Raw genomic sequence first — 22,936 nt, 5'->3', positions numbered from 1 at the left:
GAATCACCGTGAAAGTATTAACCGTTTTTGGCACGCGCCCGGAAGCTATTAAAATGGCGCCGTTGGTGGATGCGTTGGCAAAAGACGCGTTTTTTGACGCGAAAGTATGTGTAACGGCACAGCATCGTGAGATGTTGGATCAGGTATTACACCTCTTTTCCATTACGCCAGACTATGACTTAAACATTATGAAACCGGGGCAGGGCTTGACGGAAATTACCTGCCGTATTCTGGAAGGGCTGAAGCCTATTTTAGAATCCTTTAAGCCGGATGTTGTTTTGGTTCATGGCGATACAACCACGACCGTTGCTGCAAGCCTTGCTGCCTTCTACCAGCGGATCCCTGTTGGACACGTTGAGGCGGGGTTACGTACCGGCGACCTTTACTCCCCGTGGCCGGAGGAAGCAAACCGTACATTAACTGGACATCTTGCTTCCTGGCATTTTGCACCGACGGAAAACTCGCGTCAGAACCTGCTGAAAGAAAATATCAGCGAACAAAAAATCTTCGTGACTGGCAATAGCGTTATTGATGCCTTGCTCTCAGTGCGAGATCGCGTCCTGACTCAGGAATCTGTGCGCCAGGAAATAGAGGCGAAACATCCCTTCCTCGATGCCGGAAAAAAAATGATTCTGGTCACCGGACACCGTCGGGAAAGTTTCGGAGAAGGGTTTGAGCGTATCTGCCACGCGTTGGCAAAAATTGCCGCACAAAACAGCGATGTGCAAATCGTATATCCGGTTCATATGAATCCAAACGTCAGTGAGCCGGTAAGGCGAATTTTGGGGCACGTTGATAACGTTGTTTTGATTGAGCCTCAGGAGTATCTGCCGTTTGTTTATCTCATGGATCGCGCCTGGCTTATTTTGACCGATTCCGGCGGGATTCAGGAAGAGGCACCATCTCTTGGGAAGCCTGTTTTAGTAATGCGTGAAACCACTGAGCGTCCTGAAGCTGTTGCCGCCGGCACTGTGCGGCTGGTGGGGACTGATGAAGAGCGAATTGTGGCAGAGGTCACTCGACTGCTCAGCGATGAGCAGGAATACCAGGCGATGAGCCGTGCCCATAACCCTTACGGGGATGGAGAAGCCTGCCGCCGTATTTTGAATGCCTTAAAACAACATCAGGTGAGATCATGAGTTTTGCCACCATCTCCGTTATTGGCCTTGGTTACATAGGCCTGCCTACCGCTGCCGCGTTTGCCTCCAGCAAGCGAAAAGTCATCGGCGTGGACATTAACCAGCGGGCGGTGGACACCATTAATCGAGGTGAAATTCACATCGTTGAGCCTGATTTAGACAAGGTGGTGAAATCTGCCGTTGAGGGTGGATACCTGAGCGCTACCGTGCAGCCCGTCGAGGCCGATGCTTATCTGATTGCTGTGCCCACCCCTTTTAAGGGCGATCATGAACCCGACATGGTTTATGTGAAATCGGCTGCAGAATCTATTGCGCCCGTACTTAAGAAAGGGGTGCTTGTCGTGCTGGAATCAACCTCTCCCGTTGGCGCGACGGAGCAAATGGCGGAATGGCTGGCTGCCCTGCGTCCGGATTTGAGCTTCCCTCAACAGGTAGGGGAGCTTGCGGATATCAATATCGCCTATTGCCCGGAACGCGTTTTACCGGGGCAGGTGATGGTTGAGCTTATCAAAAACGATCGCGTCGTTGGCGGTATGACGCCGGTATGTTCTGCCCGTGCAAGCGAGTTGTATAACATTTTCCTTAAAGGCGAATGTATTATCACCAACTCTCGCACAGCCGAAATGTGTAAACTGACGGAAAACAGCTTCCGCGATGTCAATATTGCTTTTGCTAACGAACTCTCGCTGATTTGTGCAGATCAGGGGATTAACGTCTGGGAACTTATCCGCCTGGCCAATCGCCATCCTCGCGTGAATGTACTGCAGCCTGGGCCCGGCGTTGGTGGGCACTGTATTGCGGTCGATCCATGGTTTATCGTTTCGCAAAACCCTGAGCAGGCTCGTCTTATCCGTACCGCACGTGAAGTGAACGACAACAAGCCGCTTTGGGTCATTAATCAGGTCAAAGCGGCGATAGCCGATTGCCTGGCTGAAACAGGCCGCCGCGCCAGCGAACTCACCATTGCCTGCTTCGGGCTTGCTTTTAAACCCAACATTGACGATTTACGTGAAAGTCCGGCAATGGAAATTGCTGAGATGCTGGCCGAATGGCACGGCGGTAAAACGCTGGTGGTGGAACCCAATATCCGCGAGTTACCAGGGAAGCTTGTCGGCCACTGTGAATTAACTTCGGCAGACGTCGCGCTTGCACAGGCTGACGTGTTGGTGATGCTGGTTGATCATAAAGAATTTAAAGCTGTTCCTGCTGATAAGGTGCATCAGCCGTGGATTGTCGACACCAAAGGCGTTTGGCGATAACTGACGATGAGCCCAATTCACGGCACCCTGGCACCTCTGGACTGGGAAAATCGTTTCTTTGACGTAAACAGCTGCGCGGTTCGCTTCTCTGAGGAAGCCCCTGCGCTGCAGGAAGAGCAGTTAAATACCTGGTCGCGCGTCCAGGCAAAAATTCCCTCTCATCGTACCGACTGGCTGGATGGTCTGCAGCAGCTTGGCTTCCAGCTTGTCGAAGGTGAAGTGGATTTGGCCCTTTCTGTTGGCACGCAAAATGCAAATATTCCCGTCGATATCGCCCAGCCGAATGATATCCCTTCGCTTCGCCAGGCGGCTTCTCAGGTATTCACGCAAAGCCGCTTTCGTACGCCCTGGTATAAGGCCGGGGACAGCGGCCGTTTCTATGCGCAATGGATTGAAAACGCCGTCCTTGGCACGTTCGATCACCAGTGCCTGTTGCGGCAGAACGGCGATGAGCCCCAGGGCTTTGTGACGTTACGGCAGTTAAATGATGTCGAGGCCAGAATTGGCCTGCTTGCTGGACGAGGATTGGGCGAGGAACTGATGGCTGCTGCGCAAGACTGGTGTCGTCAGCGTGGTTTGCAAACCCTGCGGGTGGCAACTCAGGTGAGTAATACCGCCGCGCTGCGTCGCTACATTAAAAGCGGTGCCACCATAGAAAGCACCGCCTTCTGGTTATACAGGTGAAAAAATGATCCCATTTAACGCTCCGCCGGTCGTTGGTACTGAACTTGAATACATGCAGGCTGCTATGGGCAGCGGCAAACTGTGCGGAGACGGGGGATTTACTCGCCGCTGCCAGCAATGGATGGAGCAACGTTTTGGCAGCAAGAAAGTGCTGCTGACGCCGTCTTGTACAGCTTCGCTGGAGATGGCCGCTATCCTGCTGGATATCAAGCCTGGCGATGAAGTGATCATGCCGAGCTACACCTTTGTTTCGACGGCTAATGCCTTTGTGCTTCGAGGGGCCGTCATCGTCTTTGTGGACGTGCGCCCTGATACCATGAACATCGACGAAACAAAAATTGAAGCGGCAATTACTGAAAAAACGCGAGCTATCGTGCCGGTCCATTACGCAGGAGTGGCCTGTGAAATGGATACCATCATGGCCATCGCCAAAAAACATAACCTGTTTGTGGTGGAAGATGCCGCTCAGGGCGTGATGTCGACTTATAAAGGCCGCGCGCTGGGTGCAATTGGCCACATCGGGTGTTTCAGTTTTCATGAGACGAAAAACTATACCGCGGGCGGGGAAGGTGGCGCGACGCTAATTAACGACCCTGCTTTAATCGAGCGGGCAGAAATCATTCGTGAGAAAGGCACCAACCGCAGTCAGTTCTTCCGCGGTCAGGTGGATAAATACACCTGGCGTGATATTGGCTCAAGCTACCTAATGGCCGATCTGCAGGCGGCTTATCTTTGGGCGCAGCTTGAAGCGGCAGAACAGATTAACCAGCAGCGTCTGAAGCTGTGGCAAACCTATCACGACGCTCTTTTGCCGTTAGCAAAAGCCGGGCGTATCGAACTTCCGACTATTCCTCAAAATTGCGTGCAGAATGCCCATATGTTCTACATCAAGCTGCGCGATATTGAAGACCGCAGCGCGCTGATTTCCTACCTGAAAGAAGCGGAGATCCTGGCGGTGTTCCACTACATTCCGCTGCATACTTGCCCGGCCGGTGAGAAATTTGGTCGATTCCACGGGGAAGATCGCTTCACCACTCGTGAAAGTGAGCGTTTGCTTCGCCTGCCGCTGTTCTATAACTTGCCGCCAGTGAACCAACGCACCATCATCAATACGCTGCAAAGTTACTTCGCCTGAGATGTCGTTAGCTAAAGCGTCACTGTGGACCGCCGGGTCCACGCTGGTAAAAATTGGTGCCGGTTTGCTGGTGGTCAAAATGCTGGCCGTTGCCTTTGGCCCTTCTGGGGTGGGGTTGGCCGGTAATTTTCGTCAGATGGTGACCGTGCTTGGCGTGCTCGCTGGTGCGGGTATTTTTAACGGTGTCACCAAATACGTTGCTGAACATCATGACAATCCGGAGCAGTTAAAGCGGGTACTTGGCACCTCCTCGGCGATGGTGTTGGGTTTTTCGTCGCTGCTGGCCGTGATCTTCGTTCTGGCCGCGGAGCCGATAAGCCTCGGATTGTTTGGTCATGCGGACTACCAGAACCTGGTGCGTCTGGTGGCACTGGTCCAGATGGGCATTGCCTGGGCAAACCTGTCGCTGGCCATTATGAAGGGGTTTCGTGATGCGGCGGGTAACGCACTTGCGTTAATTACAGGCAGCGTTGTTGGCGTGCTGGCTTATTATGCTTGCTATCGCTTCGGTGGTTACCAGGGGGCGCTGTTAGGTCTCGCGTTGGTCCCCGCTCTGGTCGTCGTTCCTGCGGTGCTTATGCTGGTCAGGCGTGAACATGTTCCGCTGGGCTATTTGATACCAAGCTGGGATAAGCTGCTGGCCAGCCATCTTGGTAAGTTTACGCTCATGGCGCTGATCACCTCAGTCACGCTCCCCGTGGCCTATGTGATGATGCGAAACCTGCTGGCGGAACATTACAGTTGGGACGAAGTCGGTATCTGGCAAGGGGTAAGCAGTATTTCAGATGCTTATCTGCAGTTTATTACGGCATCTTTTAGCGTTTACCTGTTGCCAACGCTTGCTCGTCTGAAAGAAAAAAGCGCCATCACGCGTGAAATTGTGCGCTCGCTAAAGTTTGTTCTGCCCGCCGTGGCAACCGCAAGTCTGACAGTCTGGCTGCTGCGTGATTTCGCCATCTGGCTACTGTTTTCGCCAAAATTTATCGCCATGCGTGATTTGTTTGCCTGGCAGCTGGTGGGGGATGTGCTGAAGGTAGGCGCCTATGTGTTTGGCTATTTGGTTATCGCGAAGGCGTCACTGCGCTTTTATATTTTGACTGAAATCAGCCAGTTTATGCTGTTAACCGGCTTTTCGCGTTGGTTAATACCTGCTCATGGTGCGCTGGGCGCGGCTCAGGCTTATATGGCGACCTATATTGTTTATTTTGCGCTCTGCTGTGGCGTATTTCTTATTTATCGTAGACGAGCATGACAACACTGATTCACGTATTGGGATCTGATATCCCGCATCATAATCAGACGGTATTACGTTTTTTTAACGACGTTCTGGCCGCCACGACGCCTCATGCACGAGAATTTATCGTGGTTTCAGAGGATCGCTCTTTGCTGTCCGCTTTTCCGGCGCTGTCGATCTCTCTATGCCCTTCAAAGCAGGCTATTGCCGCAGAAATTGTGGCAAAAGCTCGAGCTAACCGACAGCAGCGTTTCTTTTTTCACGGGCAGTTTAACGGCAGCCTTTGGATTGCCTTGCTAACCGGGGGACTAAAGCCGGAGCAGGTGAACTGGCATATCTGGGGAGCCGATCTTTATGAGGTTTCACGCAGCATCAAATTTCGGCTTTTTTACCAGTTACGCCGTTTTGCCCAAGGGCGAGTTGGGTGCGTTTACGCCACGCGTGGGGATTTAAGCTATTTTCACCAGCGGCACCCACAGGTGCCTGGCGAGCTGCTGTATTTCCCAACGCGTATGGATCCTGGCCTCAATACAATGGCTGTTGATCGGGAACGCAGCGGGAAGTTGACGTTACTCGTGGGTAACTCTGGTGACCGCAGTAACCAGCATGTTGATGCACTGAAGGCTATTCATCAGCAATTTGGCGACACGGTGCGCATTGTTGTGCCGATGGGATACCCGACAAATAACGAAGCTTATATTGCAGAGGTAAAGCAGGCTGGCGGCGGTTTATTTAGCCCGGAAAACCTTGACGTGCTGACGGAAAAAATCGAATTCAATGATTACCTCACTCTGCTGCGTCAGTGCGATCTCGGCTATTTTATCTTTGCACGCCAGCAGGGTATCGGCACACTTTGCTTACTGATTCAGGCCGGGATCCCCTGCGTGCTGAACCGGAAAAATCCTTTCTGGCAAGACATGGTTGAGCAGCATATTCCGGTGCTCTTTACCGGAGATATCCTGGATGAGGCGACTGTGCGGGAAGCTCAGCGCCAGCTACGCTTACTGGATAAACAAAGCATCGCTTTCTTTAACCCGAACTATATCTATGGGTGGCATCGCGCGCTTAGCACCGCGGCTGGAGAGCAAAAATGAGTCTGACGCAATTTGGCGGGTTATTTGTTGTCTGGTTCCTGTCGGTCGGGTTTATCGGATTGTTGACGTATCAAGAGTTTCGCCGCGTGCGCTTTAACTTCAACGTCTTCTTTTCACTGCTTTACCTGTTGACCTTTTTCTTCGGCTTTCCGTTTACCTGTACCCTGGTGTTTCGTTTTGGGGTATCGGTGGTGCCCGCGGACGTGCTGTTGCAGGCTCAGCTCGCGGCGGCATGTTTCTATGGTATTTACTATGTGACCTATAAAACGCGGCTTAGGGCGAAGGCAGGGCACATGGAGCGGCGTCCGCTATTTACCATGAATCGCGTTGAGACGCACCTGACGTGGCTGATGCTGGTGTTAGTGGCTCTGCTCAGCGTCGGGATCTTCTTTGCCCATAACGGCTTCCTGTTGTTTAAGCTGCATTCTTACAGCCAAATTTTCTCCAGTGAAGTATCAGGCGTAGCGCTTAAGCGCTTCTTCTATTTCTTTATACCAGCCATGCTGGTGGTGTACTTCCTGCGTCAGGACAGCCGGGCCTGGATTTTCTTCCTGGTCAGTACTGTGGGTTTCGGCCTGTTAACGTACATGATTGTCGGCGGGACGCGTGCCAACATCATCATCGCCTTCGCCATCTTCTTGTTTATCGGCATTATTCGCGGATGGATCTCTCTCTGGATGCTGGCGGTGGCGGGTGTGCTAGGGATCGTCGGGATGTTCTGGCTGGCGCTTAAGCGCTATGGCCTGAACGTCAGCGGTGACGAAGCGTTTTATACCTTCCTTTATTTGACCCGAGATACGTTCTCTCCGTGGGAGAATCTGGGTCTCTTGCTGCAAAATTACGACAAGATTGAATTCCAGGGGCTCGCACCTATTATTCGGGATTTCTACGTATTTATCCCCAGTTGGGTCTGGCCAGATCGTCCTGGTACGGTGCTGAATACCGCGAACTATTTCACCTGGCAGGTACTGAACAACCATTCGGGGTTGGCCATTTCCCCAACGTTGATCGGCTCACTGGTGGTGATGGGCGGCGTGTGGTTTATCCCACTCGGGGCAGTTGTCGTCGGCTTGATTATCAAATGGTTTGACTGGCTGTACGAGCTGGCGAACAGAGAAAGTAATCGCTATAAAGCGGCAATAATCTATGCGTTCTGCTTCGGGGCGATTTTCAATATGATCGTTCTGGCTCGTGAGGGGCTGGACTCTTTTGTTTCACGCGTGGTGTTCTTCCTGGTCATCTTTGGTGCCTGCCTGGTCGTGGCAAAATTACTTTATTGGCTATTTGAAAGCGCGGGGCTTATTCATGAGCGCTTGCGCCGCGTGTCCACAGTCGACGCGCAAAATGCATGACAAGGATATTCATGAACAACTCTACTGAAGCCCCTTTTTATACTCTTCGTGGTCTTGACCTGTTGGGATGGCGAGATATGCAGCATGCGCTGGATTATCTCTATGCGGGGGGGCGATTGCGCCAGGGGACGTTAGTGGCGATTAATGCTGAAAAAGTGCTGACGGCAGAAGACGATGAGCAAACTCGCGGCCTTATTGCGGCAGCGGAATACAAATACGCCGACGGCATCAGCGTCGTTCGCTCCATCCGGAAAAAATACCCTGAAGCTGTGGTTAATCGCGTAGCGGGGGCCGATCTGTGGGAAGCCTTGATGGTGCGGGCGGGTCAGGAAGGGACCCCGGTATTTTTGGTGGGCGGCCAGCCCGACGTTCTTGCGCAGACCGAAGCTAAGCTACGGCAGCTTTGGCAGGTCAATATTGTCGGCAGCCAGGACGGTTATTTTACCGATGCGCAGCGGCCAGCCTTGTTTGAGCGCATTCGTGACAGTGGGGCGGAACTTGTTACCGTCGCGATGGGCTCGCCGCGTCAGGAGATCCTCATGCAGGCGTGCCGGAAGGTACATCCCAATGCGCTTTATATGGGCGTGGGTGGAACATATGACGTATTTACCGGGCGAGTAAAGCGGGCGCCTAAGGTTTGGCAAAAATTCGGACTGGAGTGGTTATACCGGCTGTTATCCCAGCCAACGAGAATCAAAAGACAGCTCAGACTGCTGCGCTATCAGCGCTGGCATCTGACCGGTAAGCTTTAAACCTTTCAACGCGCTCATCCGGGCGCGTTTTGCTTTCCCTGCATGATTTTCAACCAGACTTATTCCAGTTTGTTACGCAGTTATTTGTAATTTTGTAAAAAATACGGAACCATTGCGCCCACTCGATGCAGTGCCGTAGTGATGTTGCGCCAGCAAATCTCTTGCCGACGCTGCATGGCCTGTTATTGACCCTGGCAACAACCAAACACAATAACCGGTAAAAACCGGAGTAAAGCAAACACAATACAGAGGATTTATGGCAGAGAAAAAAGCAGAGCTGCAGCGCGGGCTGGAAGCTCGACACATCGAACTTATCGCCCTGGGAGGGACCATTGGTGTTGGCCTGTTTATGGGCGCCGCCAGTACCCTAAAATGGGCCGGACCGTCGGTACTGCTGGCGTACATTATTGCGGGCCTGTTCGTGTTCTTTATTATGCGTTCAATGGGAGAAATGTTGTTCCTTGAACCCGTAGCCGGGTCGTTTGCCGTCTATGCGCACCGCTATATGAGCCCCTTCTTCGGCTATCTGACGGCCTGGTCCTACTGGTTTATGTGGATGGCGGTTGGCATCTCCGAAATTACAGCGATTGGCGTCTACGTCCAATACTGGTTCCCGGATCTTCCTCAGTGGCTGCCCGCCATTTTTGCCGTAGGACTTGTGACGCTGGCAAACCTTGCGGCAGTGCGCCTTTACGGGGAAATCGAGTTCTGGTTTGCAATGATTAAAGTGACAACCATCATCGTGATGATTGTCGTTGGCCTGGGCGTTATCTTTTTCGGTTTTGGAAATCATGGTCAGGCGACTGGCTTTAGCAACCTTACAGAGCACGGCGGCTTCTTTGCTGGCGGCTGGAAAGGATTCCTGACCGCGTTGTGTATTGTTGTGGCTTCCTATCAGGGCGTGGAGTTAATTGGTATTACCGCCGGCGAAGCTAAGAACCCGCAGGTCACCTTACGCAGTGCCGTAGGGAAAGTGCTGTGGCGTATTCTGATTTTCTATGTGGGCGCGATTTTCGTTATCGTCACTATTTTCCCATGGAACCAAATTGGCACGACAGGTAGCCCGTTTGTACTGACCTTCGCGAAAATAGGCATCACCGCGGCGGCAGGGATTATTAACTTTGTTGTTTTGACGGCGGCATTGTCTGGCTGTAACAGCGGTATGTACAGCTGTGGGCGTATGCTGTATGCCCTGGCGAAAAACCGCCAGCTCCCGGCCAAAATGGCGAAGGTTTCCCGTAGCGGCGTGCCTGTCGTTGGGGTAGCTGTTTCTATCGGTATTCTGCTGCTCGGTTCTTGTCTGAATTACATCATTCCAAATCCGCAGCGCGTTTTCGTGTATGTCTACAGCGCTAGCGTATTACCGGGCATGGTGCCGTGGTTTGTGATCCTGATTAGCCAGATTCGATTCCGTAAAGCGCACCGGGAAGCCATTGCCAGCCACCCGTTCCGATCTATTTTATTCCCGTGGGCTAACTACCTGACCATGGCGTTTCTGGCGTGTGTGCTTGTGGGGATGGGCTTGAATGAAGATACGCGGATGTCGCTGACGGTCGGCGTTGTTTTCCTGGCTGCGGTGACGTTGGTTTATAAGGTGTTTGGCCTGAATAAGCACGCCGTTAGTGAAAAACTGAACGGATAAGCATCAGGATGCACAAAGCATAACCAAACGCGCAGTTTTGCGAGTATTTTATTGAAATAAGCACTAGACAGCTGAGCACGAAGCCCGTATTATCCGACCCCGCAACGGCGCTACGCGCCCGTAGCTCAGCTGGATAGAGCGCTGCCCTCCGGAGGCAGAGGTCTCAGGTTCGAATCCTGTCGGGCGCACCATTTATTATAATGGCGCTAGAGCTGCGGTGGTATCATGTACCGCGTGAAAGTTTTACAGTGGTGGCTATAGCTCAGTTGGTAGAGCCCTGGATTGTGATTCCAGTTGTCGTGGGTTCGAGTCCCATTAGCCACCCCATTAATTTAGATGTATGCGAAGGTGGCGGAATTGGTAGACGCGCTAGCTTCAGGTGTTAGTGTTCTTACGGACGTGAGGGTTCAAGTCCCTCTCTTCGCACCACACCTAAATTAATCAGCAGTAAAAGCAGTATTTCGGCGAGTAGCGCAGCTTGGTAGCGCAACTGGTTTGGGACCAGTGGGTCGGAGGTTCGAATCCTCTCTCGCCGACCAAATTTTAAAAGCCCTTCTGAAGAAGGGTTTTTGCTTTCAGCCCGGAGCCCTAATAAGCTTTTGATGTGTTGAAAGCAGCAGTAAAAGCAGTATTTCGGCGAGTAGCGCAGCTTGGTAGCGCAACTGGTTTGGGACCAGTGGGTCGGAGGTTCGAATCCTCTCTCGCCGACCACCTTAGAAAAGGCCAGCTTTCGAGCTGGCCTTTTTGCATCTGAGGCTTACAGAGGATGAGAACCTCCGAAGGAGGTTTGAGCCGAGCGTAGCGAGACAACGTTGCTTCAGCAACGGCCCTTAGGGGAATAATCCTCTCTCGCCGACCACCTTAGAAAAGGCCAGCTTTCGAGCTGGCCTTTTTGCATCTGAGGCTTACAGAGGATGAGAACCTCCGAAGGAGGTTTGAGCCGAGCGTAGCGAGACAACGTTGCTTCAGCAACGGCCCTTAGGGGAATAATCCTCTCTCGCCGACCACTTTAAAAAAGGCCAGCTTTCGAGCTGGCCTTTTTGCATCTGAAGCTTACAGAGGATGAGAACCTCCGAAGGAGGTTTGAGCCAGGTTAAGCGAGACAACGATGCATCTGCAACGCCCTTCAAGGAATTAATTCTCTCTCGTTAATCACCGTTGGTGGCGCCCTTTGCCTGGGATTATATGCACCTGTTCTCTGATGTTGTCGCTCAGGTGAGACAATCAGGTTATTTCGTGTCGCCAAATGGAGACATTTAAGATTTTGTTTTTATTGCATTTAATTTTTACCTCCATAAGCCGTCTCCTGGAGGAGACATTTTATTTCTTCTGACGAAAGTAAGCTGGGAAGGCTGAGGTGGAGCGCTTTCTTACGCTAATTCTATGAAAATATTAATGTTAATCGTGATGTGCGTTTCTAAATGCAAACCTGGCATGTATTGTGCAATAATACCTGCGTAGATGCTCATTCCACTTCTTATGTTTGCTTCGGCTTCATAAACCAAGGAATGACGCAGAGCTGATTACGGTGCTTATCGTCCACCGACAGATGTCGCCCCCATGGGGTCTCATCGAACACCCTGGACATAACGTTGAGTGAAGCACCACTTAGTTGTCAAACAGACCTGTTTTAACACCTGCCTTGCGGCAGGTGTTTTTTTTTGCGTGGGAAAAAGAAAAGGGCGGTAGAGCTCCGCCCTGATGATCAGCTGTTAGAGGGAGTTTGCAGCGTGAGCAACAGACCGTCACGACGCATGAGGGCGGCTTCTTCAGGCTTATGTAATTTGTCGAGAGAGTCTGCCAGCCAGGCGTAATCGTAGGCATCCGGGCGCTGTTTAATGGCCTCACGGAATGCATCACATGCCTGCTGCCATTCACCATGTTTCATCAGCAGCTGGCCAAGCGTACTCTGCAGTAAAGGGCGATCGCCTTGCGTTTTGATCTGCTGGCGCAATGCTTTCTCTAACTGCTCTGGGTTACCTGACTTCAGACGCGGCATCAGCAATACCAGACGATCGTCATACTGGCGCTTCAGCCCGTCAAGGATGATCTCCTGGGCGGCGTCGTGATCATCGCACTCAATAAGATGCTCTGCCATGGCGACCTGCAGCGTGGTCTGGTGGCGCGTTTTACGGCTTTGATTACGCCACCAGGCTTTGAGGCCTTCGTTACCCTGTCCGGCCATCGCCTGATCCATAAGGCCGATCCACGCCTGCTGTTGCAGCGCATCGCGGTGGGCTTCATCCCCAATCTGCACTTTTTCCATGGCCGGCAGAATATCCAGCAGGGAACTCCATGCGCCGGTTCGCAGGTAAGCTTGCTCGGCCAGGCGAAGCACTTCAGGATGGCGCGGCGCTATTTCCAGAAGCTTATCAATGCCGTGGCGTGCGGCGTGGTTTTCATTACGGGCAAGCTGCAGGCGAACGCGAGTGATTTCGACCGGGAGCTGATCGTTATCCGCCAGTTCGGCGGCGCGCTCTAAATGCTGGTTCGCACGAATTTCATCCCCGCGTTGCTGGGCGGCTTCAGCAGCCAGCAAGTAGTTAACCACCGGCTGTTCGGCGTGATCGGCATTCTTACTCATCAGCTTCTCAACCTGCTGATAATCGCCTTCGGCCAGTTTCAACAATGCGGCTTTGGTCTGCTTGCGGGCGCGGCTGCGCTTGCGGCCCAGGAACCACCCACGGGTACGGGCACCGGTACGGAAAATGCGGCGCAATACCCATTCGATAGCGAACAACACCAGCATGGTCAGGATCAGAATAATGACTAACCCGGTCACGCTGGTTTCAATGTTGTAGTTATCGGTCTGGATTAAAACATAGCCCTGATGGCCTGCCAGCATTGGGCCCAGCACGATGCCCGCAATCAGCAGCAGGAAGAGCAATAAGACTTTAATCATATTTATTCCCCCTGACTTACGGCGGGTGCCGGCTGAGCGGGGGCCGCTTCAGGCTGCGCATTATTGGCAGCAGGACTTGCCGGCTGAGCAAGCAAATTGCGAACCCGAGTCTGCATCAGCTTTTCAAGCAGGGCCTGGCTTTGCAGCGTTTGCGGAATATCCATATGAATACTTTGCTGGCTCAGGCCATCAAGCTCTTCAAGGAACGCTTTGGTGGCGGAATCATTGGTGTCGTAGTAGGCGCGAACCCACGTTGAAACGTTATCCAGCGCCTGCTTGTAAGTGTCTTCCTGATGGCGTGGCACCGCCTGCGCGGCGACTAGCAGGCGGGAGCGGATGTTTTCGCGCAGGTAGATATCCTGATTCGGCGCCAGGAGCGGAACCGCGGTTTCATCGCGGCGGCGGATAGTAATAAAGCTATCCATAAAGCTGTGCCAGCTTTTCACCAGATTTTGGCGCCATTCGGTAATCGTACCTGACAGCTCGCTGCTGTCAGAATCCATTGGGGAATCATCGCTGTCGTTGTCGGCCAGACGCAAATTATCCAGGCCGTTAGAGAGCTGATTTAGCTTGAGGATAATCCCGTCGTAGTCGACCTGTGTTACCGTAGACAGCGTAGAAATATCGTCGGTCAGTGCGCGGCGAGCGGTGATCAAACTTGGATCGTTCATATCTGCCAGGCTGGCGTCAGCGCTTTTCAATAGCGCAGCGGCCGTGGTGACATCCTGATCGCTCCACAGCTTGCGGCCGGCCAGTTTCACAAGGAAATCGGCCTGTGCAAGCAGCCAGGTTTTGGAATCGCTACCGGAAATAGTCGCGACTTTTTGCTGCACTTCGTCCAGATGACGTGCCAGCGCTGCCTGCTGTTTGTTGGCGTCGCTAAGTGCGGTCGTCTGCTGTTTTAGCGCCGCTTCAAATTCACTTTTTTGTTCTTCTTGCTGTTTTTGCAGGGCAATCAGCTGATTTGCCAGCGCATCGCTGGTGGCCGTCTGAGTGGACGCCTGATGCTTACCATAGCTATAAAGTCCGCCACCTAATGCCAGGGCAATGGCAATCGCGATGGCCCCCAGCGCAATACCGGCAATACCGGAACGATTTTTCTTCGTCACGGGCTCAGCGTGTGATGGCGTCTCCGCCGCGGGTGTGGTTTCCTCAACTATGGCGGAGGAAGTATTTTGTTCCGTCATTGTGGCGTCCTGTTATTGTTAGGTGTGTTGTAACGCACGAAGCAGCGCGTCATTGTCCGCATTCGCGGCGACCCGAATATTCTGCCAACCCAATGTCCTGGCAAGGCTTGCCAAACGCTCGCTGACAACAAGTAACTCACAGCGAAGTAACCAGTTCTCGCGATACCAGTCAGGCGTAAGCGTATAAAGCTGCTGTAGCATTTCGCCGCTGGTCACGACCAGCGTTGAGATCCTCCGGGCGTGCCAACGGTGGGCTTCTTCTGTTCCATCGTAAATAATAGCGCTTCGCTGATAGCATTCGCAGAAGCTAACTTCTGCACCTCGCGCTTCCAGCGTTTCGCCCAACAGTTCACGCCCGCCATTACCACGTAAAATCAATGCGCGCTTACCAGCAACATTTTGTAATTCCGGTAATTGTAGCAAGATTTCGCTGGTTTCCCGATCTTGTGGATAGCGAATCGGAATATGGCTGACGGTATGAAAAGCCAGTGCGGTAGTCCTGCCGATAGCGAACCAACTGAGATTGCCCGGCCACGGGATGCCGTTACGGCGCAAAAGTGGGGCGGCATAGTCAATAACGTGCTGTGAGAGGACAAAGACCAGATCGCCTGGCGCGAGCGCCGCAAGCTGGGCCGGAAGCTGTGATAGTTGCCGGCCGGGCGAGAACTCGATAAGCGGGAAGCTGTAAGCCACCTGCCCGAGTGTGCGCAGTCGGCTCACTAACTCTTCCCCGGCTGGGGAGGGGCGGGTGACGAGGATCGTCATGCGGGAGCGTCTCCATCATAAACGTCGGCGAGGATTTCCCTGGCGCCGTTATTCAACAGCTCTTCAGCCAGTGAAACACCCATCGCCACGGCATCTTCTGGCTTACCTCGACGTTCACCACGAACCATAATGGAACCGTCCGGCGCGCCAACTAATGCGCGCAGCCAAAGCTCGTTATCTTTCAGCTCTGCATAGCTGCCGATCGGCACCTGACAGCCACCTTCAAGGCGCATATTCATCGCACGTTCGGCGCTAACGCGAACGGCGGTTTCATGGTGATTCAACGGTGCGAGCAGTGCTTTGGTGCGTTCATCGTCCAGGCGACATTCGATGCCGACGGCGCCCTGGCCGACCGCGGGTAAAGACACTTCCGGCGGTAAGGCGTAGCGAATGCGATCCTGCATCTCAAGGCGGTTTAGCCCGGCAACGGCAAGAATAATGGCATCGTATTCGCCTTTATCCAGTTTACCAAGGCGGGTGCCAAGATTGCCGCGCAGGGAACGAATCACCAGATCTGGACGCTGCTCGGCTATCTGACACTGACGGCGCAGGCTTGAGGTGCCCACAATGCTGCCGGCAGGCAACTCCTCCAGCGTTTGATAATGATTGGAAACAAAAGCGTCGCGGGGATCGTCGCGCTCGCAGATGGTGACCAGCCCCAGACCTTCAGGGAATTCCACCGGCACATCTTTCAGGGAATGGACGGCGATGTCCGCGCGCCCGTCCAGCATTGCCAGCTCCAGCTCTTTAACGAACAGCCCTTTGCCGCCGACTTTGGCAAGCGGTGTATCCAGCAGGACGTCGCCACGGGTGACCATTGGCACTAGCTCAACGGTGAGCTGCGGGTGAAAAGCTTCAAGACGTTGCTTAACATAATGTGCTTGCCAGAGTGCAAGGGGACTTTGGCGAGTGGCAATTCTGAGTATATTGTCTAACATGCTTGTTACCGTAATTATCGTCCACTGACCATCCTACCACTCTTAGCGGAAGGCTGTCAGGTTCGGCGGTTTTTCCGGCAACAGAGGGACGTGATTCGTATTATGGAAGAAACAGCCTGTGGCCAGGGCATCTACCACTTTGGTAGCGCATCTTTCTTTACGGTCAACAGGCAAGGTGTTAAATTGATCACGTTTCCAGCAATTGCTGTCCCGATCGTTTATAATAAAGGGGACAACAACCAGGAAACGGGTTTTTTCGTAATACTGAAACCATCAGGCGATACGTCTTGTACCTCTATATTGAGACACTTAAACAGAGACTGGATGCCATTAACCAACTGCGCGTAGATCGTGCGCTTGCTGCTATGGGGCCTGCCTTCCAACAGGTCTACAGTCTACTGCCAACGTTATTACATTATCATCACCCGCTGATGCCGGGTTACCTTGACGGTAACGTTCCCCGCGGCATTTGCCTCTACACGCCTGATGAAACCCAACGCCACTACCTGGACGAACTCGAACTGCAGCGCGGTATGCCGCCTCAGGAGACGCCAGCGGGCGAACTGCCGATCACCGGCCTCTATTCTATGGGCAGCACCTCCTCCGTGGGGCAAAGCTGCTCTTCTGACCTTGATATCTGGGTTTGCCACCAGGCCTGGCTCGATAACGACGAGCGCCAACTGCTGCAGCGCAAATGTAGCCTGCTGGAAAGCTGGGCGGCTTCCCTTGGCGTTGAGGTCAGTTTCTTCCTGATTGATGAAAACCGCTTCCGCCACAACGAAAGCGGCAGCCTGGGCGGCGAAGACTGCGGTTCTACCCAGCATATCTTGCTGCTGGACGAATTTTACCGTACTGCGGTACGTCTGGCCGGGAAGCGCATTCTGTGGAACATGGTGCCGGGCGATGAAGAAGAGCATTACGACGATTACGTGATGAGCCTCTATGCGCAGGGTGTCCTGACGCCGAACGAGTGGCTAGATCTCGGTGGATTAAGTTCACTGTCTGCTGAAGAGTACTTTGGTGCCAGCCTGTGGCAGCTCTATAAAAGCATCGACTCGCCGTATAAAGCTGTGCTGAAAACGCTGCTGCTGGAGGCGTATTCCTGGGAATATCCGAACACGCGCCTGCTGGCAAAAGACATTAAACAGCGCCTGCACGACGGCGAAATTGTCTCCTTTGGCCTCGATCCGTACTGCATGATGCTGGAACGCGTCACCGAGTACCTGACGCAAATCGAAGATCATGCGCGTCTGGACCTGGTTCGCCGCTGTTTCTATCTGAAAGTTTGCGAAAAACTTTCACGTGAGCGTGCCTGTGTTGGCTGGCGCCGTGAAGTCCTTAGTCAACTGGTGAAGAGCTGGGGCTGGGACGAAGCGCGTCTGGCGATGCTGGACAACCGTGCAAACTGGAAAATCGACCAGGTCCGCGAGGCGCACAACGAACTGCTCGACGCGATGATGCAAAGCTACCGCAATCTGATCCGCTTTGCGCGCCGCAACAACCTGAGTGTTTCTGCCAGCCCGCAGGACATCGGCGTGTTAACGCGTAAGCTGTATGCTGCGTTTGAAGCGCTGCCGGGCAAAGTCACGCTGGTAAACCCGCAGATTTCCCCGGATCTGTCTGAACCGAACCTGACCTTTATCCATGTGCCGCTTGGCCGTGCGAACCGCTCTGGCTGGTATCTCTACAATCGCGCGCCGAACATGGACTCTATCGTCAGCCATCAACCGCTGGAATATAACCGTTATCTTAATAAGCTGGTGGCGTGGGCCTACTTTAACGGCCTGCTGACCTCGCGTACCCGCCTGTTTATTAAGGGCAACGGTATTTGTGATTTACCGAAGCTGCAGGAGATGGTGGCGGATGTCTCCCATCACTTCCCGCTGCGGCTCCCGGCACCGACGCCAAAAGCGTTGTATAGCCCGTGCGAGATTCGCCATCTGGCGATTATCGTCAACCTTGAATACGACCCGACGGCCGCCTTCCGCAATCAGGTTGTACATTTCGATTTCCGTAAGCTGGATGTGTTCAGCTTCGGCGAGCAGCAGCAGTGCCTGATTGGCAGCGTTGACCTGCTGTATCGCAATTCGTGGAACGAAGTGCGTACCCTGCACTTTAACGGCGAGCAGGCGATGATCGAGGCATTGAAAACCATTCTTGGGAAAATGCACCAGGACGCCGCACCGCCGGATAGCGTGGAAGTCTTCTGCTACAGCCAGCATTTGCGTGGCCTGATCCGCACTCGTGTACAGCAGTTGGTGTCTGAATGCATCGAATTCCGCCTTTCCAGCACGCGCCAGGAGCCGGGCCGCTTTAAAGCACTGCGCGTCTCCGGGCAGACATGGGGCCTGTTCTTCGAGCGTTTGAATGTCTCGGTACAAAAACTGGAAAACGCCGTTGAGTTTTATGGTGCCATCTCGCACAACAAGCTGCATGGCCTGTCGGTGCAGGTTGGCACTAACCAGGTACAGTTGCCGGCGGTGGTGGATGGCTTTGCCAGTGAAGGGATTATTCAGTTCTTCTTTGAAGAAGCCAGTGAAGACCAGGGCTTCAACATCTATATCCTGGATGAAAGCAACCGGGCGGAAGTTTATCATCATTGCGAAGGCAGCAAAGAAGAGCTGGTGCGCGACGTGAGCCGCTTCTACTCCTCGTCCCACGATCGTTTTACCTACGGCTCAAGCTTCATCAACTTCAACCTGCCGCAGTTCTATCAGATTGTGAAAACGGATGGGCGGGTGCAGGTCATTCCGTTCCGCACCCAGTCAATCACAACAGCCGCGCCGGTTAATCAGGACGACAACTCAGCGCCGCTGCTGCAGCAGTACCAGCCGTAATCAGCGGAAGCTAACCGCTTCACCTGCCTGCTGCGTGCTGGCTTCTTCCAGCAACTGCCAAAACTCTGCGCCGCTACGGTCGCATATCCATTCGTCACCTTTCAGGTTGAAATGGTAGCCGCCGCTTTTGGTGGCCAGCCACACCTGATGCAAAGGCTCCTGGCGGTTGATAATGATTTTGCTGCCGTTTTCAAAGCTGATGGTCAGCACGCCACCGTTGATCTCACAATCAATATCGCTATCGCCGTCCCAGTCGTCCAGGCGCTCTTCAATCGTGCGCCACAGGTTATCGGCTAAAAGGTGAAATTCGCTGTCGTTCATGTCTGCTTCCTGTTGGGATTTCAGGGCAGTATAAGAGCATCGCCGGTAATTAGAAACTGCGGCTCAGGGATCATTCAGGGCCGTAATACTCATCCGTTTTATCTGTGCCACCTTTTGAAAGACAACCTGCGTCAGCGATGAGAAGGGGCCAGGTAGCAGCGATTATTTTCTTGCCCGATTTGCTGCCAGGTGATTTTCAGCGGTCTGGGTGATGAAGAGTATTGCTTTTCAGGGTTCACCTGCGATGATAGACGGCAGAATAGTGAATCACAGGCTACCCGATAATGAAGAAGATTTTCTGCCCTCTAGCTTTGGCACTGACGCTCGTCAGCCTCACCGGCTGCGGCCTGAAGGGGCCTCTTTATTTCCCTCCGGCTGATAAAAAAGCGACGCCGACAACGCATAGCGCAACCCCAGAACAACCTGTCCAGACGGCACCCGTCCGCAACAGTCGCGGCATTGATGATGCGCCGACTCAGGTTGTTTACTAGCTAAATCGTGCTTTGTAACCGCGCTAATGGAGCAGAAGATGCAGTTCTCTAAAATGCATGGCCTTGGTAATGACTTTATGGTCGTCGACGCGGTGACGCAGAATGTTTATTTCTCTCCGGAGCTGATCCGTCGGCTTGCGGATCGTCATCTTGGCGTTGGCTTCGATCAGTTGCTGATCGTTGAGCCTCCCTACGATCCCGATCTCGACTTTCATTACCGGATCTTTAACGCCGATGGCAGTGAAGTTTCCCAGTGTGGTAACGGCGCGCGCTGTTTTGCCCGCTTTGTGCGCCTGAAAGGGCTAACCAATAAGCGTGAAATTCGCGTCAGTACCGCCAATGGCAGAATGGTACTGAGCGTGACGGAAGATGAGATGGTTCGCGTCAATATGGGCGAGCCTAACTTCGATCCTTCCCAGGTACCGTTTCGGGCAAACAAAGCAGAAAAGACCTATATTATGCGTGCCGCCGAACAAACGATTATGTGCGGCGTCGTTTCAATGGGTAACCCGCATTGCGTTATTCAGGTCGATGACATCGAAACCGCCGCGGTTGAAAGCCTGGGCCCAGTGATGGAAAGCCATGAACGCTTCCCTGAGCGAGCCAACATCGGCTTCATGCAGGTGGTGAGCCGCGAACACATCCGCCTGCGCGTTTACGAACGCGGTGCGGGCGAAACTCAAGCCTGCGGCAGCGGCGCCTGTGGCGCAGTGGCGGTTGGTATTCAGCAAGGATTACTGGCGGAGCAGGTGCGCGTCGAGCTGCCTGGTGGCCGTCTTGATATCGCCTGGAAAGGGCCAGGGTCACCGCTTTACATGACCGGCCCGGCGGCCCACGTCTATGATGGATTTATACATCTATGAAGAATGCCGAGGAACAGCAAGAAGCCCTTCTTGAGCTTAACGATGTCGCGGTTGCCGAATACTTACAGCGCAACCCTGATTTCTTTATTCGCAATGCCCACCAGGTGGAGAGCATGCATGTTCCTCACCCGGTGCGCGGCAGCGTTTCGCTGGTGGAGTGGCATATGGCCCGCAGCCGTAACCACATCAACCACCTCGAAGAGAACATGACGCTGCTGATGGAGCAGGCGAGCGCCAACGAAGGTCTGTTCTATCGGCTACTGAAGCTTCAGGGGCGGCTGGCTTCGGCTTCCAGCCTGCAGGAAATGCTGAACCGGCTGCATCGCTGGGCGCGGGACATGGGTCTTGCCGGGGCGAACATCCGGCTTTTTGCTGACCGCTGGCGTATCGGCGCTCCGTCAGACTTCACGCATCTCGCGCTGAACCGCCAGGCTTTTGAGCCGCTGCGTATTCAGCGTCTTGGCGAAAGCCAGCACTACCTCGGCCCGCTTAATGGCCCGGAACTTTTGTTGGTCTTGCCGCAGGCAAAAGCCATTGGTTCCGTTGCCCTGTCGCTGATGGGCAACGAGGGCGATCTTGGCGTTCTGTTGTTCAGCAGCCGCGACCCGCAACATTATCAACAGGGGCAGGGCACTCAGCTGCTGCACGAGCTGGCGCTGATGCTGCCAGACTTGCTGGAGCGTTGGATTGAACGGGCATGACCACTTCCGTATTAACATCTCACGTTGATGGTTTTCTGCGATACCTCAAGGTTGAGCGTCAGCTCAGCCCGCTCACTCTCCTGAACTACCAGCGCCAGCTCACGGCGATTATTCACATTGCCGAAGAGATGAAGCTCACCAGTTGGCAGCAATGCGATGCCGCCGCCGTGCGCTCACTGGCCGTGCGTAGCCGCAGGGCAGACCTACAGGCCTCCAGCCTCGCGTTGAGACTTTCGGCACTACGCAGCTTTTTTGACTGGATGGTTAGCCAGGGAGAGCTGAAAGCGAATCCTGCCAAAGGCATCACCACGCCAAAAGCCGGTCGGCATTTGCCTAAAAACATCGAAGTCGATGATGTGAATCATCTGCTGGATATCGATCTGAACGATCCGCTGGCGGTGCGCGATCGGGCAATGCTGGAAGTGATGTACGGCGCTGGCCTGCGTCTTTCCGAACTGGTGAATATGAACTGTGGTCATATAGATCTTTCTACCGGAGAGGTCTGGGTGATGGGGAAAGGGAGCAAAGAGCGCCGCGTACCCGTTGGCCGGAGCGCAGTGACCTGGGTTGAACACTGGCTGGATTTGCGCGAACTTTTTGGCCCGGACGACGATGCGTTATTTCTGGCTAAAACGGGGAAGCGAATATCCGCCCGCAACGTGCAAAAGCGGTTTGGCGAATGGGGTATCAAGCAGGGGCTAAGCAGCCATGTGCATCCCCATAAGCTGCGTCACTCGTTTGCCACGCACATGCTGGAATCCAGCGGCGATTTGCGCGGCGTTCAGGAACTGCTTGGGCACGCCAACCTGTCCACTACGCAAATCTATACCCATCTCGACTTTCAACATTTAGCCTCGGTGTATGATGCCGCGCATCCACGCGCCAAACGGGGGAAAACGTAATGCATTTTTACCGCCCACTCGGGCAAATTGCCGCCCTGACCTTCGATCTCGACGATACGCTTTATGATAACCATCCGGTGATCCTGCGCACCACTCAGGAGTCGCTGGCCTTTGTGCAGAATTATCACCCAAAGCTCAGCGCGTTTACCGCCCTGGATTTTCATCGCAGCCGTGAGACGCTGCGCGTGAAAGAACCGGAAATTTATCATGATGTCACCGAGTGGCGCCGTCGCGCCGTCGAGCAAATGATGATAGATGCCGGGCTTAGCCCGGAAGAGGCCTTTACCGGTGCCGGTGCCGCCATGGAGAACTTCGCAAAATGGCGCAGCCGCATCGACATCCCACAGGAAACGCACGACACGCTGGCAAAGCTTGCTAAAAAATGGCCGCTGGTGGCGATCACCAACGGTAACGCAGAGCCGCACCTGTTCGGGCTGGATAACTACTTCGAATTCATTCTGCGGGCCGGGCCGGATGGGCGGGCTAAACCTTTCAGCGATATGTATCATACCGCTGCCCAGCGTTTAGGTGTGCCGCTGGAGCAAATCCTGCATGTTGGCGATGACCTGACCACCGACGTGGCGGGTGCCGTGCGCTGCGGAATGCAAGCCTGCTGGATTAACCTGCGCGAAGGCGACCTGATGCGTATAGATGACAGCCGTTTATTACCGCATCTGGAGATTTCGCGGTTGGCATCCCTTTTCGCGCTGATATAATCAACAGTAACTCTGTACAAAT

At 53.7% G+C, this 22,936-nt stretch carries 20 protein-coding genes, 5 tRNA genes and 2 other RNA genes; 22 read left to right on the top strand and 5 right to left on the bottom strand.

Annotation, left to right across the window (positions count from 1 at the left end):
- The first annotated feature begins 8 nt into the window (after positions 1–8).
- From wecB to F3J28_RS21205, 16 genes are all read left to right on the top strand, one after another.
- On the top strand, positions 9–1,139 hold the full coding sequence (gene wecB, locus F3J28_RS21280) for a non-hydrolyzing UDP-N-acetylglucosamine 2-epimerase (protein ID WP_166879562.1): 1,131 nt from the start codon (positions 9–11) through the stop codon (positions 1,137–1,139).
- On the top strand, positions 1,136–2,398 hold the full coding sequence (gene wecC / locus F3J28_RS21275; protein ID WP_166879559.1) for a UDP-N-acetyl-D-mannosamine dehydrogenase: 1,263 nt from the start codon (positions 1,136–1,138) through the stop codon (positions 2,396–2,398). Before wecB ends, wecC begins: the two co-directional genes overlap by 4 nt.
- Positions 2,399–2,404: 6 nt before the next feature.
- Complete coding sequence (rffC, locus tag F3J28_RS21270) at positions 2,405–3,082, top strand: dTDP-4-amino-4,6-dideoxy-D-galactose acyltransferase (protein WP_166879556.1); 678 nt, start codon at positions 2,405–2,407, stop codon at positions 3,080–3,082.
- 4 nt (positions 3,083–3,086) lie between these two features.
- Positions 3,087–4,217 (top strand): dTDP-4-amino-4,6-dideoxygalactose transaminase, encoded by a 1,131-nt coding sequence (gene rffA, locus F3J28_RS21265; protein WP_166879553.1) that lies wholly within the window; start codon positions 3,087–3,089, stop codon positions 4,215–4,217.
- A 1-nt stretch (position 4,218) separates the two neighbouring features.
- Positions 4,219–5,469: a lipid III flippase WzxE gene (gene wzxE / locus F3J28_RS21260; RefSeq protein WP_166879552.1), complete on the top strand. Its 1,251-nt coding sequence runs from the start codon at positions 4,219–4,221 to the stop codon at positions 5,467–5,469.
- A complete protein-coding gene (locus tag F3J28_RS21255) occupies positions 5,466–6,545 on the top strand; it encodes a TDP-N-acetylfucosamine:lipid II N-acetylfucosaminyltransferase (protein WP_166879549.1) in 1,080 nt (359 codons plus the stop codon). The genes wzxE and F3J28_RS21255 overlap by 4 nt, the downstream gene beginning before the upstream one ends.
- Positions 6,542–7,897: an ECA oligosaccharide polymerase gene (gene wzyE, locus F3J28_RS21250; protein WP_166879546.1), complete on the top strand. Its 1,356-nt coding sequence runs from the start codon at positions 6,542–6,544 to the stop codon at positions 7,895–7,897. Before F3J28_RS21255 ends, wzyE begins: the two co-directional genes overlap by 4 nt.
- A gap of 11 nt (positions 7,898–7,908) precedes the next feature.
- Positions 7,909–8,649: a lipopolysaccharide N-acetylmannosaminouronosyltransferase gene (gene wecG, locus F3J28_RS21245; protein WP_166879544.1), complete on the top strand. Its 741-nt coding sequence runs from the start codon at positions 7,909–7,911 to the stop codon at positions 8,647–8,649.
- A gap of 256 nt (positions 8,650–8,905) precedes the next feature.
- Positions 8,906–10,291, top strand: a complete 1,386-nt coding sequence (gene thrP / locus F3J28_RS21240; protein ID WP_166879541.1) for a bifunctional threonine/serine APC transporter ThrP — start codon at positions 8,906–8,908, stop codon at positions 10,289–10,291.
- Between the two features lie 114 nt (positions 10,292–10,405).
- Positions 10,406–10,482 (top strand) — tRNA-Arg (locus F3J28_RS21235).
- A gap of 60 nt (positions 10,483–10,542) precedes the next feature.
- Positions 10,543–10,618 (top strand) — tRNA-His (locus F3J28_RS21230).
- 15 nt (positions 10,619–10,633) lie between these two features.
- A tRNA-Leu gene (locus F3J28_RS21225) sits at positions 10,634–10,720 on the top strand.
- A gap of 33 nt (positions 10,721–10,753) precedes the next feature.
- Positions 10,754–10,830: transfer RNA gene (locus F3J28_RS21220), tRNA-Pro, on the top strand.
- Positions 10,831–10,925: 95 nt separating this feature from the next.
- Positions 10,926–11,002: transfer RNA gene (locus F3J28_RS21215), tRNA-Pro, on the top strand.
- A gap of 34 nt (positions 11,003–11,036) precedes the next feature.
- Positions 11,037–11,150: non-coding RNA, RtT sRNA (locus F3J28_RS21210), on the top strand.
- A gap of 34 nt (positions 11,151–11,184) precedes the next feature.
- A non-coding RNA gene (locus tag F3J28_RS21205) (RtT sRNA) lies at positions 11,185–11,298 on the top strand.
- Between the two features lie 698 nt (positions 11,299–11,996).
- Here F3J28_RS21205 and hemY read toward each other — a convergent pair.
- From hemY to hemC, 4 genes are read right to left on the bottom strand one after another with little or no spacing between them, the layout of a single operon-like run.
- Positions 11,997–13,193, bottom strand: coding sequence for a protoheme IX biogenesis protein HemY (gene hemY / locus F3J28_RS21200; RefSeq protein ID WP_166879538.1), 1,197 nt, complete (start codon positions 13,191–13,193; stop codon positions 11,997–11,999).
- A 2-nt stretch (positions 13,194–13,195) separates the two neighbouring features.
- Positions 13,196–14,380: a uroporphyrinogen-III C-methyltransferase gene (gene hemX / locus F3J28_RS21195; RefSeq protein ID WP_166879535.1), complete on the bottom strand. Its 1,185-nt coding sequence runs from the start codon at positions 14,378–14,380 to the stop codon at positions 13,196–13,198.
- An 18-nt stretch (positions 14,381–14,398) separates the two neighbouring features.
- Positions 14,399–15,145, bottom strand: a complete 747-nt coding sequence (hemD, locus tag F3J28_RS21190; RefSeq protein WP_166879533.1) for a uroporphyrinogen-III synthase — start codon at positions 15,143–15,145, stop codon at positions 14,399–14,401.
- On the bottom strand, positions 15,142–16,083 hold the full coding sequence (gene hemC, locus F3J28_RS21185; RefSeq protein ID WP_166879529.1) for a hydroxymethylbilane synthase: 942 nt from the start codon (positions 16,081–16,083) through the stop codon (positions 15,142–15,144). The genes hemD and hemC overlap by 4 nt, the downstream gene beginning before the upstream one ends.
- Positions 16,084–16,370: 287 nt before the next feature.
- On the opposite strand from hemC, the gene cyaA reads away from it, so the two are divergent.
- Complete coding sequence (gene cyaA, locus F3J28_RS21180; RefSeq protein ID WP_166879527.1) at positions 16,371–18,920, top strand: class I adenylate cyclase; 2,550 nt, start codon at positions 16,371–16,373, stop codon at positions 18,918–18,920.
- Here cyaA and cyaY read toward each other — a convergent pair whose 3' ends face one another.
- Positions 18,921–19,241: an iron donor protein CyaY gene (cyaY, locus tag F3J28_RS21175; RefSeq protein ID WP_008455522.1), complete on the bottom strand. Its 321-nt coding sequence runs from the start codon at positions 19,239–19,241 to the stop codon at positions 18,921–18,923.
- Between the two features lie 284 nt (positions 19,242–19,525).
- Here cyaY and lptM point away from each other — a divergent pair, with 284 nt between their 5' ends.
- The 5 genes from lptM to yigB are packed head-to-tail and all read left to right on the top strand — an operon-like array spanning position 19,526 to position 22,914.
- Positions 19,526–19,732, top strand: coding sequence for an LPS translocon maturation chaperone LptM (gene lptM, locus F3J28_RS21170; protein WP_008455520.1), 207 nt, complete (start codon positions 19,526–19,528; stop codon positions 19,730–19,732).
- Positions 19,733–19,770: 38 nt separating this feature from the next.
- Positions 19,771–20,595 (top strand): diaminopimelate epimerase, encoded by an 825-nt coding sequence (gene dapF / locus F3J28_RS21165; protein WP_008455518.1) that lies wholly within the window; start codon positions 19,771–19,773, stop codon positions 20,593–20,595.
- Entirely contained in the window at positions 20,592–21,296 is a 705-nt protein-coding gene (locus F3J28_RS21160) for a DUF484 domain-containing protein (RefSeq protein WP_166879524.1), read from the top strand. Before dapF ends, F3J28_RS21160 begins: the two co-directional genes overlap by 4 nt.
- A complete protein-coding gene (xerC, locus tag F3J28_RS21155) occupies positions 21,293–22,198 on the top strand; it encodes a tyrosine recombinase XerC (RefSeq protein ID WP_166879521.1) in 906 nt (301 codons plus the stop codon). The genes F3J28_RS21160 and xerC overlap by 4 nt, the downstream gene beginning before the upstream one ends.
- Positions 22,198–22,914: a 5-amino-6-(5-phospho-D-ribitylamino)uracil phosphatase YigB gene (gene yigB / locus F3J28_RS21150; protein ID WP_166879518.1), complete on the top strand. Its 717-nt coding sequence runs from the start codon at positions 22,198–22,200 to the stop codon at positions 22,912–22,914. The genes xerC and yigB overlap by 1 nt, the downstream gene beginning before the upstream one ends.
- The last annotated feature ends 22 nt before the right edge of the window (positions 22,915–22,936 follow it).

Source organism: Enterobacter sp. Ap-1006, from assembly GCF_011752835.1.
Taxonomy (GTDB): domain Bacteria; phylum Pseudomonadota; class Gammaproteobacteria; order Enterobacterales; family Enterobacteriaceae; genus Cedecea.
This window is presented reverse-complemented; position numbering and strand designations above follow the sequence as displayed.